Here is a 13,208-nt window from a genome sequence, read left to right as displayed (position 1 = left end):
GAGCCAGTCCGACCCCTTGACGGTGTCGTACATGTGCCAGCGCCAGTCGTCCGGATGCATGTTGCCGAGCGCTGCCGAAATGCCGCCCTGCGCCGCCACCGTGTGTGAGCGGGTCGGAAATACCTTGGTGATGCAGGCGGTGCGCAACCCGGCTTCGCCGCAGCCGACCACCGCGCGCAGGCCGGCGCCGCCGGCGCCGACCACGACGACGTCGTAGGTGTGGTCTTCGATCGGATAAGCGTGGCCGTTGCCGGCGGGACCGCCATTGGTGACCTTGCCGTTGCCATCAGCGGCCATGCGCTAAACTCCGGACGACAGTTTGAGAATGGCGTAGATCGAGACCAGCGCCACCGCGATCGAGAAGAAATTGTTCGCCATCACGGCGGCGAGCTTCAGCTTTTCGCCATGCACATAGTCCTCGATCACCACCTGCATGCCGATCTTCATGTGCCAGGCGCTGGCGACGATGAACAGCAGCAGGATGACGGCGACCAGCGGCGAGCCAAGGATTTGCGCGGCCCCCGCCTGGTTGCGGCCGAGCAGCATCATCACCACCACGATGACGGGCAGGATCAACAGCGTCATCGCGACCGCGGTGACGCGCTGGCGCCAGAAATCGCCGGTGCCGGAATGCGAGGCGCCGAGGTTGCGGACGCGCGCCAGCGGCGTACGCATCGATTTCACGGTTGAGGTATCCGGCGCGGTCATCGTCCGCCTCCGATCGCATAGGCGACGATCCATACCAGCACCGTCAGCGAAATGCCGCCGATCAGCGCGCTCCAGGTCAGGGCTTCGCGCTCGCTCGCCTTGAAGCCGTAGCCGAGATCCCAGACGAAATGCCGGATACCGCTGAGCAGATGATGCAATAGCGCCCAGGTATAACCGAACACGATCAGGCGGCCGATCAAGCTCGAGGTAAAGGCCTGCACATTGGCATAGGCGGGTGGCCCCGACGCCGCCGAGATCAGCCACCACGCCAGCAGCAAAGTGCCGAAATACAGCGCAACGCCGGTGACGCGATGGACGATGGACAGCGCCATCGTCAGGGTCCAGCGATAGGTCTGCAAATGCGGTGAAAGCGGTCGTTCGATCCTGGCGGTCATCGGCGGCTTTTGACGGTTTTGGGCCCGCGCGCGGGGGCCCTTCGGGGATCGCGGTAGATGATTCCTATTTACGAACTCGAAACAGCCAGCGCAACGATGAAATCGCCGTTTGCGAATGAATGTTCATAGCTTCAGATGAGGCCTGCAATCATGGGCGTTGACAGGGCCATGGGCGCTGTTGGCTAGTGCGATGAAGCTCGATTCATGAGCGCTCGCGCGGGATCAACGCGCGACGGGCACGGGGGGACCATGATCGCCGGATTGAACGCCTCGGAGGTCGGCGAACTGGTCCTGCTGCTGGTGGCGGTCGGCGCCTTGTCGGGATTCCTCGCTGGCGTATTCGGGATCGGCGGCGGCGCGGTGCTGGTGCCGGTATTCTATGAATGCTTCCGGCTGGCCGGCGTCCCGCTCGAGGTGCGGATGCCGCTATGCATCGGCACGTCGCTCGCCGTCATCATTCCGATCTCGATCCGGTCGTGGCGCGCCCATCACGCCCGGGGCGCCGTGGACATGGAAATCCTGCGCATCTGGTGGGCGCCGGTTCTTGCCGGCGTCATCGTCGGCAGCGTGATCGCGCGCTATGCGCCGGAGCGGCTGTTCAAGATCGTGTTCGTGATGGTGGCGTATTCGGCCGCCGCAAGGCTGCTGTTGGCGCGCGAGGCCTGGCGGTTCGGCGACGACCTGCCGCGCGGCCCGTTGATGAAGATCTACGGCTTCTTTGTCGGCCTGCTGTCGACGCTGATGGGGGTCGGCGGCGGCCTGTATTCGAATTTGCTGATGACGTTTTATGGCCGGCCGATCCACCAGGCGGTCGCGACATCGTCGGCGCTGGCGGTGCTCATCTCGATTCCCGGCGCGCTTGGCTATGTCTATGCCGGCTGGCCGGCTGCGGCGCATTATCCCGGGGTCGCCGCGCTGCAATTGCCGTTCGCGCTCGGCTATGTCTCGCTGATCGGGGTAATGCTGGTGATACCGACCAGCGTGCTGACAGCGCCGCTCGGCGTGCGCACCGCGCATGCGATGTCGAAACGGATGCTCGAAGTCGCGTTCGGATGTTACCTGTTGACCGTCGGAAGCCGGTTCGTGATCAGCCTGCTGAGCGGGCAATAGCGGAACAGGCCGGGTTCGATCTGCATCTTCGGCTTAATTTCTGTATTTCAGAATTAAACTTGACAGCGGACCCAAATCAAATCTATACCTTCAGCGTCCCGCCCACAGAGGGGCGTTGCGCAACGTCATCAACGCGCGGCGGGATGCGGTGGACGCGCGAGGTGCCGTGGACGAACGGCACCGGCGCGGACGGCGAAGTCGTGTGGTCCTGACACCCCGACGCTGGTGTCAAGTTTGCGAAAGGAAACTTTCGCAGATGACGGTGGCAAGAAAGCCCGGTCACCGGGGAGAGCGCGAAATAAGCCGTAAAACCATTGTGCGGGGAATGCCGGGTGATTTCCGGCGTGACCGTGGTGACTTTGCTGGCATGGCTTGTTTTTCTGCCCTGCCAGGCTGCGGGCGCGTTGGACGCCCGGCATTCCCTGCGCCCTCTGATTGGAGGGCAGGACTTTTCCAGCAAAACTTCGCGCATGCATGCGGCGAGATCGCGAAACTGCGGCTGTTTGAAATTACCAAGATCGATACAAAACGCTCGGTGCCACCTCTCCCCCTGTGGGAGAGGTCGGATCGCATCGACAGATGCGATCCGGGTGAGGGGTTACAGACTATCGATAGACCGTGACCCCTCACCCCAACCCTCTCCCACAAGGGGAGAGGGAGTGCACCGTCATCGCTGAAACATTGTGCGTCGTCGCTGCTTTCGCGGGGACGACGTTGAGACGCAATCGCTTCAGATCGTCTCGCTGCGCGCGAGTTCATCGACTTCGCCGGCGCTGTAGCCGAGCAATCCCGTCAAAATCTCCCGCGTGTGCTCGCCGAGCCGGGGCGGCGCAGTGTAGGTATCGAGCGGGGTGGCGCCAAGATGCATCGGGTTCTTGATGTTCTTGACGATACCGACGCCTTTGCCGGCATGCGGCATCTCGGCGATCATGTCGCGCGACCGCAACAGCGCGCTCTCGCAGACTTCGCCGACGGTGCGGATCGCGCCGCTCGGAATCCCGGCGGCGTCCATCAAAGGCAGCCACTCGTCGCGCTTGCGCTGCTTGATGATGTCCTTGACGATCGGCACCAGGATATCGCGGTTGCGGACGCGGTCGGCGGCCTTGGCAAAACGCGGATCGTCGGTCAGTTCGGGCCGCTCCACGGCCTTGCAGAAGCGCTTCCACAATTCATCATTGGCAACCCCGAGGCTGATCCAGCCGTCGCTTGCCTCGAAGGTCTCGTAAGGAACGATGGTGGCGTGCGCGTTGCCGCGTCGTTTCGGCGACTCGCCGGTGGCGAAATAGATGCTGGCGTTGAAGGAGAGCAGCGAGGCGACCGCTTCATACATCGAGACCGACACATGCTGGCCGCGGCCGGTGATCTTGGCAGCGTAGAGTGCCGCGAGAACGGCCTGCGATCCGTTCAATCCGGAAACCAGATCGGCGATCGAGGTGCCGACCTTGTAGGGAGCGCCGTCGGCGGGTCCCGTGATGTCCTGGATGCCAGCTTCGCCCTGCACGATGACGTCGTAACCGGGGCGGTCCTTCATCAGGCCGGTGTTGCCGAAGCCGGAAATCGAGCAATACACCAGAGTCGGCCGTCGCGCGCTGACGGCGGCATAGCTGAAGCCGAGCCGGTCCATCGCGCCCGGCCGGAAATTCTCCACCAGCACGTCGGATTTTTCGATCAGCCGCCACAGCACCTCGCGGCCGGCGTCGCTCTTCATGTCGAGCGTGATGCTCTTCTTGTTGCGGTTGACGGAGAGGAAATAGGCCGCCTCGTCGCCCTGGTAGGGCGGCGCGAAGGCGCGGGTGTCGTCGCCTTCGACCGGACGTTCGACCTTGATCACCTCGGCGCCGAGATCGCCGAGCTGCATGGTGCAGTACGGTCCCGACAGCACCCGGGTGAGATCGACAACACGTAATCCTTCAAGCGGGCGCATGCGGCTCGGACCTCATTTTACTGCGAAACGGACGGGAAAACCGCGGGAAAACCGATTGGCGTTTACCGGGGCGTTCATGCATCATTCCCCGGGGAGCGATCTTTGGCCAATTCCCGAATTCCCGGGTTCATTAGCAAAAACGCCCTTCACAAAGCAACGGAGACAGTTTGCATGTCAAATAACGGGAAACGCGTGGCCTGGGTGACCGGCGGCGGCAGCGGCATCGGCGAGGCGGGCGCGGAAGCGCTGGCGGCGGACGGCTGGACCGTGGTGGTCTCGGGGCGCCGCAAGGAGGCACTCGACGGCGTGGTGGCCAAGATCGTCAAAAGCGGCGGCAAGGCCGAGGCGATCGCCCTCGACGTCAGCAAGAAAGCCGACGTCAACAAGGCCGCCGAACAGATTCTCGCCAGGCACGGCCGCATCGACCTTCTGGTCAACAGCGCCGGCATCAACGTGCCGAAGCGGAGCTGGGCCGACATGGAACTGGAAGGCTGGGACAAACTGGTCGAGATCAATCTCAACGGCGTGCTGTATTGCATGCGCGCGGTGCTGCCGGCGATGCGCAAGCAGAAGGACGGCTGCATCATCAATGTCGCGTCATGGGCCGGCCGTCACGTGTCGAAAATGCCGGGCCCAGCCTACACCACCACCAAGCACGCGGTGCTGGCGCTGACCCATTCGTTCAACATGGACGAATGCGTCAACGGCCTGCGGGCCTGTTGCCTGTCGCCCGGCGAGGTCGCAACGCCGATCCTGAAGCTGCGGCCGGTGGTGCCGTCGGAGGCCGAGCAGGCGCGGATGCTGCAGCCCGAAGATTGTGGCCGCACCATCGCCTTTGTCGCCAGCATGCCGCCGCGGGTGTGCATCAACGAGATATTGATCAGCCCGACCTGGAATCGAGGATTCATCCAGACGCCGCACAATAGGGACTAGCGCTTTCTTCCTTCTCCCGCAAGGGGAGAAGGGAAGAGGCGCCCGTCGCATCCCACTATGCCGCCCACGTATTCCGCCAAAAAAAGTTTCAAGCATCACGAAAACTTATTGGCTGAAACTGCCGCCAAAGCCTCCCGTAGCTCGGGCCAACGACGACGCAGCCAATCGGAAAAATCGGACAGTGTCGTTGTCATCAGGCGGAGAGTTCCGCCGATTACCTCAACCCATCGGGAGACGTTACATGTCGAAGCGTATTGCATTATTGTCGGCCGCCGCCTTTGGCGCGCTGGCCCTGACCGCCACCCTCGTTGCGCCCGTCAGCGCGCAAGACAAGATGAAGAGCGAAATGTCCGGCGAGAAGACCGTGATGGTCGGCGGCGCCGCGATGTTCCCCTCGAAGAACATCATCCAGAACGCCGTCAACTCCAAGGATCACACCACGCTGGTTGCGGCGGTGAAGGCCGCCGGCCTCGTCAACACGCTGGAAGGCAAGGGCCCGTTCACGGTGTTCGCGCCGACCAACGCCGCCTTCGGCAAGCTGCCGGCCGGCACCGTCGATACCCTGGTGAAGCCCGAGAACAAGGCGACCCTGACCAAAATCCTGACCTACCACGTGGTTGCGGGCAAGCTTGAAGCCTCCGACCTCACCGACGGCAAGAAGCTCAAGACCGTGCAGGGCGAAGAGCTAACGGTGAAGCGCTCGGGCGACACGGTGATGATCATCGACGCCAAGGGCGGCTCTTCCACCGTCACGATCCCGAACGTCAATCAGTCCAACGGCGTGATCCATGTGGTCGACACCGTCCTGATGCCGTCGTAACACCGCGCGCTCCTGAAAAGTCCCCATAGTATGCGCGAGGAGCGAGCGGGGCAGCCCGGCTCGCTTTTTCGTGACCGCGAAGCGTCGAATGCATCGATTCTATAGGGTCCACGGCAGTAACGAAACACCGACTCCCGGCGTATATTGGGGGTATCGGCCCCGAGCGATGGAACCAATATGTCCAGCCTTGCGATGAGCGATCAGAACACAGGCCCTGCATCGGCAAAGGTCATTCAGCCGGCGTGGGTCCGTGTTGTGCACTGGATCAATGCGGTGGCGATGATCCTGATGATCATGTCGGGATGGCAGATCTACAACGCCTCGCCGCTTTTCAATTTCTCGTTTCCCGGCTCGATCACGCTGGGCGGCTGGCTCGGCGGCGCGCTGCTATGGCATTTTGCGGCGATGTGGCTGTTGATGGTGAATGGTCTGGTCTATCTCGCGCTGGGTTTTGCCAGCGGCCGCTTTGCCAGGAAATTGCTGCCGATCACCCCGCAAGGCGTGCTCGCCGATACCAAAGCGGCGCTGACCGGCAAATTGTCGCATGACGATCTCTCCAAATATAACTATGTGCAGAAATTGCTCTATGCCGGGATCATCGTGGTCGGCATCGTCATCGTGCTGTCGGGCCTGTCGATCTGGAAGCCGGTGCAGTTGCAATATTTGACGGCGTTCTTCGGCGGCTATGATGTCGCGCGCTACGTCCACTTCATCTGCATGTCGGCGATCGTCGCGTTCCTGGTGGTGCATGTGGCGCTGGCGGTGCTGGTGCCGAGAAGCCTGCGCGCCATGATCATCGGCCGCTAAAGCAAGTTTCGAGGAGATCTGTCATGGGCCGCTTACGCTCGCGTCTGATACCCGGTGTCGACCGGCAATTGCTGGTCAAGGACGCCGCCAAGGCGATGCCGGACATGGCGCGCCGGCGCTTCATCGCCGGGGGCGCCAGTCTCGGCGCGCTGACGCTGTTGACCGGCTGCGACGTGTCCGACAGTTTTTCGGCCGAAGAGATGCTGAAGCGGGTCTCGAAGTTCAACGACGCCGTGCAGGCGGCGATCTTCAATCCCCACGCGCTGGCGCCGACCTTTCCCGAGAGCGCCATCACAAAGCCGTTTCCGTTCAACGCCTATTACGACCTCGACGACGCCCCCGAGATCGACGGCAAGGACTGGAAGTTCGAGGTGCGCGGCCTCGTCGACAACAAGAAATCCTGGACGCTGGAGGAACTCTACAAGCTGCCGCAGGAAAAACAGATCACGCGTCACATCTGCGTCGAGGGCTGGAGCGCGATCGGAAGCTGGACCGGCACGCCGCTGCGCGACTTCCTCAAACTGATCGGCGCCGACACCAGCGCGAAATATTGCTGGTTCCAGTGCGCCGACAAGGATGGCTACAACAGCCCGCTCGACATGGAGACCGCGCTGCATCCGCAGACCCAGATGACGTTCAAGTTCGCCGACGAAATGCTGCCCCGCGCCTATGGTTTTCCGATGAAGATACGGGTGCCGACCAAACTCGGCTTCAAGAATCCGAAATACGTGGTATCGATGGAAGTCACCAACCTCTACAAGGGAGGTTACTGGGAAGACCAGGGATACAATTCATTCAGCGGGAGCTGATGCGCCGGCTTGTCGCCAGCCTGCGCTGAAACGCGGCTGCGATGGCGCCGATCGCCAGCGTCGCCGCGGAGATATTGAGGGCGTAGGACAGGCTGCCCATCGCGTCGGTGACGGCGCCGACCGCGGTCGGTCCGAGTGTCTGGCCGACGCCGAAGGCAATCGTCATCGCAGCGATCCCCGCGGGCCAGGTGGCCGGCGGATAGTTGAACCGCACGAACGCCGTGGTCGACCCGACCAGCGCAAAGAACGAAACGCCGAATACCAGCGCCGAAGCGGCGAGCCATGCCGTCGAATGTCCAAACAGCGGCAGCCCGGCGCCGATCGCGTTGACGCCGAGAATGATCGCGGTGGAGATGCCGCCGCGGTCGAGCGCCAGCACGCCCCGCCACAGCCACGGCGTGACGAAGGCGCTGAGGCCGATCAGGCACCAGAATGCGCTCTGCGCGGCGGCACCCCCGCCGGCGTCGCGCACATAGGCGATCATGAAGGTCATGTAGGCGATATATCCGGCGCCGAACAGGAAATAGCCGGCGAGATAGATCAGCACCGGCCGGATCGCGAATTTGACCGGCGTCGCATCGGCGATCCCGGCGCTGCTGTCGAACGGCGCCAGCAGCAGCGGAATGATCATGATCGCGGTGAGCAGCGTCATCGCCCACCAGACCACCCACCACGATCCCGGCCCGAACGCCTGCAGCACGAAGGGCGCGATCAGGCCGGACGACACGATGCCGAGCCCTGGGCCGGCGTAAAACAGGCTCAGCAGAAAGTTCGCCCGTTCGGGCCGCGATTGCGCGATGGTCGCCGCCAGCGCGGCGCCGCTGACAAAGGCGATCGCGGCGCCGAGACCCACCAGCAGCCTTGCGAAGCTCAGGATCGCGAAATTGCCCGATAGCGCGGACAGCGCCAGCGACGCCACGCAGGCGAGCGTTGACCAGCGCACCGCGGCGGACAGCCCGAAGCGATTGATCAGCTTCGAGGCCACCAGCGCGCCGCCGAGATAGCCGGCGGCGTTGATCGTGTTCATGAAGCCAGCGGCGGAATATGACCAGCCGAGCGTATCGCGCATGTCCGGCAGCACCAGCGAATAAGCGAAGCGGCCGATGCCGAGGCCGATAATCGGCGCCAGCGACAGGATCAGGATCAGCCGCGCCGGATGCGCGGGCGGTAAGGGACGGTCGGGGGCTTTCACGGGATGCTCCGGCAGGGCTTACATTGTGGCAGGCTCTGCCGTGATTGCACAGGCGGATAGCGGCAATGGTGTCTTGCCATCCGCGCAATGCCGATCTAGCAATCCGCGCCCACGCGTCGAATGAGGAACTTTCCATGGCGACCCATAAGCTCCTGCTGCTCCCCGGCGACGGCATCGGCCCCGAAGTGATGGCGGAGGTGAAGCGCCTGATCGACTGGCTGAATGCGCAAGGCATCGCGCATTTCGAGACCGAGCGGGGTCTGGTCGGCGGCAGCGCCTATGACGCCGACAAGGTCGCGATCACCGACGCCACCATGGCGCTGGCGCAAGCGAGCGACGCGGTGATCTTCGGGGCGGTCGGCGGCCCGAAATGGGATCAGGTGCCGTATGACGTGCGTCCCGAAGCCGGGCTTTTGCGGCTGCGCAAGGACATGGCGCTGTTCGCCAATCTGCGTCCCGCGATCTGCTATCCGGCGCTGGCGGACGCGTCCAGCCTGAAGCGTGAGGTGGTCGAGGGCCTCGACATCATGATCGTGCGCGAGCTGACCGGCGGGGTGTATTTCGGCGAGCCCAAGACCATCACCGATCTTGGCAACGGCCAGAAGCGCGCCATCGACACCCAGGTTTACGATACCTACGAGATCGAGCGCATCGCCCGCGTCGCATTCGATCTGGCGCGCAAGCGCCGCAACAAGCTGACCTCGATGGAAAAGCGCAATGTGATGAAATCGGGCGTGCTCTGGAACGAGGTGGTCACGCAGGTACATGCGCGCGAATACAAAGACGTCCAGCTCGAGCATCAACTCGCCGATTCCGGTGGCATGAATCTGGTGAAATGGCCAAAGCAATTCGACGTCATCGTCACCGACAACCTGTTCGGCGACATGCTGTCGGATATCGCGGCGATGCTGACCGGTTCGCTCGGCATGCTGCCGTCGGCCTCGCTCGGCGAGGTCGATGTCAAAACCAAAAAGCGCAAATCGCTGTTCGAGCCGGTGCACGGTTCGGCGCCCGATATTGCCGGCAAGGGACTGGCCAATCCGATCGCGATGATCGCATCATTCGCGATGGCGCTGCGCTACTCGTTCGACATGGGCGATCTCGCCGACAAGGTCGACGCGGCGATAGCAGCGGTGCTCGCAAGCGGACTGCGCACGGCGGATATCAAGTCTGAGGGCACCACCGCGGCGAACACGACGCAGATGGGCGAGGCGATCCTGAAAGAATTACAGGCGCTGCACGGGTAAATGCGCAGAGATCGCAGCTCAATCCAGCGGGATGCTGCGCGGATATCCGCCCATATCCGACGGCGGATTCAGCGGCTGGCGGTCGATCGGGCGGTTGTTGTTCTCGCGCGCGAACGAGGGATACCCGAGCTCCGGCGGAAACGCGTAGTCGGTGAATTTGCGGTCGCCCGGCAACACCTCGACGCCGGCGTCGAGCCATGAGCGCTTGGTGATGTATACCTTCGTGTGCGGCCCCTGCTGATAGACCACGTTCGGGCCGGCCGGGCCGTAATAAGCATGGCCGCCGTCGAACCTGCGTTTGTCGTCGACCTTGCGTTTTTCCGCACTGCTGGCCTGGGTGGCGCCAAGGCCGATCGCCATCGCCGCTCCCGCCGCAAGCAACAGCGCAAGATGGTTTGGGGCAGGAAGTTTGAAGGTCATTGCGTCCTCATGGGCCGGCGGGGTCGCCATTTCCGATACGCAGGCAGTTTAGCTGCCGCAGGCATGCCGTCACAAGGTCAATTGGGCCACACCCGGCCACAATAATGCCGGGCGAAGCGAAAAAGTTGCATGAAAACCAGCATCTTGGCCGATACGCCGGGTCAGAAACTGCTGCGCAGAACGGGGTTCTCCGCGCCCGTCACCCAATCTGCCGAGGTGGCTGACGGGACCGAGGGAGCGCAACGGCCGCGCTTGAGCTCGGCGCGGGCGAACAATTCGGCCATTTTCGGCTCGTTTCCGGCGGTCAAAAGGATCAGCCGGTTCAAAATGCAGCCAATGGCGGCGCGCCGGGCCGGCCATGTGTCGCCCTGGCACGACCAGCCGGAGATCCGCAAATCAGGTTCGTCGAGCCGCTTCATGAAACCAAGGCAGGACGGCGTGTTGGCCGCATTGCCGGTGAGGCGAAGCAGCGTCACGCTGCCGAATTTGCTGTCGATGACACCAGCCGTTTCCAGTTCGCGCGTGCCCTCGGGGTCCATCCTCGCGGCGATTTCCGCAACGGCGGGTCCGGATTGGCCGAATTCGCCGCCGGGGCGATAAAGCTCAAGTTCGGCCACCGGCTTCTCATCCTGGGCCGACCAGCGGAAGACATCCTTTCGGCCCCCTTCCGGATGCCGGAAGATCTCGTAAGTCTCTGTTTTTCCGGCCAGATCGAACTGGCTGACGGCAAACGCCGGGTGCGAGCGACTGGCCACGCTCCAGACTGCCTTTGGAGGCTCCGATGTCTCGCCAATCGGCAACTGATCCCAAAAATGGATCCCGGCGATGGCAAGCAGGGCCAGAACGCCCACATAGGCGATGAGACGCGCCAGCGTACCGCAGCATTCATCGGCAAGGCTCGTCAGCGCCGGATGAATTCCGGCCCGGTAAGGCTTGCCGGGGATGGCCCGAAAGGATCGCATCAAACGCTCTGGAATGCCGGTCTAACGTTGTCTTAACGCTGTTTCTCGCATAGAAGCGCTGCCTCTTCCCTTTCCACCGCGGACGCCGGGAAGGCATTTTTGTTCGGAGAGTGAACGATGGGTTACAAAGTCGCGCTGGTCGGAGCGACCGGCAATGTCGGGCGGGAAATGCTCAACATTCTCGACGAACGCAAATTCCCGGCTGACGAGGTCGTGGCGCTGGCGTCGCGCCGCAGCATGGGCGTCGAAGTGTCGTATGGCGACCGCACCCTGAAGTGCAAAGCGCTCGATCACTATGATTTCAGCGACGTCGATATCTGCTTGATGTCGGCGGGTGGTGCTGTGTCCAAGGAGTGGTCGCCGAAGATCGCGGCAGCCGGCGCCGTCGTGATCGACAATTCATCGACCTGGCGGATGGATCCGGACGTGCCGCTGATCGTTCCCGAAGTCAATGCCGATGCGGTCACCGGCTTCGTCAAGAAGAACATCATCGCCAATCCGAATTGCTCGACCGCGCAGCTCGTGGTCGCGCTGAAGCCGCTGCATGACCGCGCCACGATTAAGCGCGTGGTGGTCTCGACCTATCAATCGGTTTCGGGCGCCGGCAAGGACGCCATGGACGAGCTGTTTTCGCAGACCAAGGCGGTCTACACCAACAGCGAACTCGTCAACAAGAAATTCCCCAAGCGTATCGCCTTCAACGTGATCCCCGAGATCGACGTGTTCATGGAGGACGGCTACACCAAGGAAGAGTGGAAGATGATGATGGAGACCAAGAAGATTCTTGATCCCAAAATCAAGCTGACCGCGACTTGCGTGCGGGTGCCGGTGTTCGTCGGCCATTCCGAAGCCGTCACCATCGAATTCGAAAATCCGATTTCGCCCGACGAGGCGCGCGACATCCTGCGCAATGCGCCGGGATGCCTCGTGATCGACAAGCATGAACCGGGCGGCTACGTCACACCCTACGAGGCCGCCGGCGAGGACGCCACCTACATCAGCCGCATCCGCGCCGATCCCACCGTGGACAACGGCCTGGTGCTGTGGTGCGTGTCGGACAATCTGCGCAAGGGTGCCGCGCTGAACGCGGTCCAGATCGCCGAATGCCTGATCAACCGCAAGCTGATCAGCGCCAAGAAAAAGGCGGCGTGAAAGCAAGGTCGGTTCTGATTGAATCAGAACCGACGCTCTAATTTTTGTTTTGACGCGTTTTCTTCACGCGAACCGGTATCCACTTCGCTCGGAAACGCTTTAGCAGGAGCCGGAACTGCGATGACCGAGCAACCGGCTCCTTATCGGCCGAACCCGACGCTGAAGCGCGTCGAGAGCGGATTCGAGAGTGTGATCTTCAACAGCCGCTGGCTGATGGCGCCGTTCTATTTCGGCCTCGTCGTCAGCCTGGCGGTGCTGTTGCTGAAATTCTGCATGCTGCTGTGGGAATTCATCGTGCATGCGCCGGGCTCCAAGGAGTCCGACATCATTCTCGGCGTGCTCAGCCTGATCGACGTGTCGCTGACCGGCAATCTGATCCTGATCGTGGTGTTTTCCGGCTACGAGAATTTTGTCTCGAAGATCGATCCCGGTGGCCATCCGGACTGGCCGGACTGGATGACCAAGGTCAATTTCGGCGGCTTGAAACAGAAGCTGCTGGCCTCGATCGTCGCGATTTCCGCGATCCAGGTGCTGAAGGCGTTCATGAACATCGATACCGTGTTCGAACCCGGCAAGCTGGCCTGGCTGGTCGGCGTGCACCTGGTGTTCGTGATCTCGGCGTTCATGCTTGCCCTGTCGGACCGCTGGAGCGGCGGCGACCACGGCGGCGAATAGCTATCCGCCGGCCTGCAGCATCTCCCTGACGCCGCGAAACTCCTTCGCAGCCGG

General features: G+C 62.6%; 15 protein-coding genes. 8 read left to right on the top strand and 7 right to left on the bottom strand.

Going from position 1 to position 13,208, the window contains the following annotated elements; translation table 11 throughout:
• The 3 genes from E7813_RS18085 to sdhC all read right to left on the bottom strand — a co-directional run.
• Window positions 1-297 (bottom strand): FAD-binding protein (locus tag E7813_RS18085; RefSeq protein ID WP_291576134.1); only part of this gene is annotated, 297 nt, incomplete at its 3' end.
• 3 nt (window positions 298-300) lie between these two features.
• Window positions 301-675, bottom strand: coding sequence for a succinate dehydrogenase, hydrophobic membrane anchor protein (gene sdhD, locus E7813_RS18080; RefSeq protein WP_291576136.1), 375 nt, complete (start codon window positions 673-675; stop codon window positions 301-303).
• A 29-nt stretch (window positions 676-704) separates the two neighbouring features.
• Window positions 705-1,103, bottom strand: coding sequence for a succinate dehydrogenase, cytochrome b556 subunit (gene sdhC / locus E7813_RS18075; RefSeq protein ID WP_291576132.1), 399 nt, complete (start codon window positions 1,101-1,103; stop codon window positions 705-707).
• 249 nt (window positions 1,104-1,352) lie between these two features.
• Here sdhC and E7813_RS18070 point away from each other — a divergent pair, with 249 nt between their 5' ends.
• A complete protein-coding gene (locus tag E7813_RS18070) occupies window positions 1,353-2,213 on the top strand; it encodes a sulfite exporter TauE/SafE family protein (protein ID WP_291576130.1) in 861 nt (286 codons plus the stop codon).
• Window positions 2,214-2,943: 730 nt separating this feature from the next.
• Here E7813_RS18070 and E7813_RS18065 read toward each other — a convergent pair.
• Entirely contained in the window at window positions 2,944-4,137 is a 1,194-nt protein-coding gene (locus tag E7813_RS18065) for a CaiB/BaiF CoA-transferase family protein (protein ID WP_291576128.1), read from the bottom strand.
• Window positions 4,138-4,308: 171 nt separating this feature from the next.
• Here E7813_RS18065 and E7813_RS18060 point away from each other — a divergent pair, with 171 nt between their 5' ends.
• The 4 genes from E7813_RS18060 (at window position 4,309) to E7813_RS18045 (ending at window position 7,506) form a co-directional block, all read left to right on the top strand.
• Window positions 4,309-5,070: an SDR family oxidoreductase gene (locus E7813_RS18060; RefSeq protein ID WP_291576126.1), complete on the top strand. Its 762-nt coding sequence runs from the start codon at window positions 4,309-4,311 to the stop codon at window positions 5,068-5,070.
• A 241-nt stretch (window positions 5,071-5,311) separates the two neighbouring features.
• Window positions 5,312-5,890 carry a fasciclin domain-containing protein gene (locus E7813_RS18055; protein WP_291576125.1) on the top strand — a complete coding sequence of 193 codons (579 nt, stop codon included), beginning with the start codon at window positions 5,312-5,314 and terminating at the stop codon, window positions 5,888-5,890.
• A gap of 177 nt (window positions 5,891-6,067) precedes the next feature.
• The gene (locus E7813_RS18050; protein WP_291576124.1) at window positions 6,068-6,697 is read left to right on the top strand and encodes a cytochrome b/b6 domain-containing protein; all 630 of its coding nucleotides are present in this window, start codon (window positions 6,068-6,070) and stop codon (window positions 6,695-6,697) included.
• Between the two features lie 23 nt (window positions 6,698-6,720).
• Complete coding sequence (locus tag E7813_RS18045) at window positions 6,721-7,506, top strand: molybdopterin-dependent oxidoreductase (protein WP_291576123.1); 786 nt, start codon at window positions 6,721-6,723, stop codon at window positions 7,504-7,506.
• Here E7813_RS18045 and E7813_RS18040 read toward each other — a convergent pair.
• Window positions 7,493-8,698: a YbfB/YjiJ family MFS transporter gene (locus E7813_RS18040; protein WP_291576121.1), complete on the bottom strand. Its 1,206-nt coding sequence runs from the start codon at window positions 8,696-8,698 to the stop codon at window positions 7,493-7,495. The genes E7813_RS18045 and E7813_RS18040 overlap by 14 nt on opposite strands.
• Before the next feature lie 134 nt (window positions 8,699-8,832).
• On the opposite strand from E7813_RS18040, the gene leuB reads away from it, so the two are divergent.
• Entirely contained in the window at window positions 8,833-9,945 is a 1,113-nt protein-coding gene (gene leuB / locus E7813_RS18035) for a 3-isopropylmalate dehydrogenase (protein WP_291576120.1), read from the top strand.
• 18 nt (window positions 9,946-9,963) lie between these two features.
• Here the strand turns inward: leuB and E7813_RS18030 are convergent, their stop codons facing one another.
• Together E7813_RS18030 and E7813_RS18025 are read right to left on the bottom strand one after the other, a co-directional pair.
• Window positions 9,964-10,365 carry a hypothetical protein gene (locus E7813_RS18030; protein WP_291576119.1) on the bottom strand — a complete coding sequence of 134 codons (402 nt, stop codon included), beginning with the start codon at window positions 10,363-10,365 and terminating at the stop codon, window positions 9,964-9,966.
• Window positions 10,366-10,526: 161 nt separating this feature from the next.
• Complete coding sequence (locus E7813_RS18025; protein ID WP_291576117.1) at window positions 10,527-11,327, bottom strand: hypothetical protein; 801 nt, start codon at window positions 11,325-11,327, stop codon at window positions 10,527-10,529.
• Between the two features lie 117 nt (window positions 11,328-11,444).
• Here E7813_RS18025 and E7813_RS18020 point away from each other — a divergent pair, with 117 nt between their 5' ends.
• Together E7813_RS18020 and E7813_RS18015 are read left to right on the top strand one after the other, a co-directional pair.
• Entirely contained in the window at window positions 11,445-12,479 is a 1,035-nt protein-coding gene (locus E7813_RS18020) for an aspartate-semialdehyde dehydrogenase (RefSeq protein ID WP_291576115.1), read from the top strand.
• A gap of 120 nt (window positions 12,480-12,599) precedes the next feature.
• Window positions 12,600-13,154, top strand: coding sequence for a TIGR00645 family protein (locus tag E7813_RS18015; protein WP_291559217.1), 555 nt, complete (start codon window positions 12,600-12,602; stop codon window positions 13,152-13,154).
• The last annotated feature ends 54 nt before the right edge of the window (window positions 13,155-13,208 follow it).

The organism is Bradyrhizobium sp., assembly GCF_004799405.1.
GTDB lineage: Bacteria > Pseudomonadota > Alphaproteobacteria > Rhizobiales > Xanthobacteraceae > Bradyrhizobium.
This window is presented reverse-complemented; position numbering and strand designations above follow the sequence as displayed.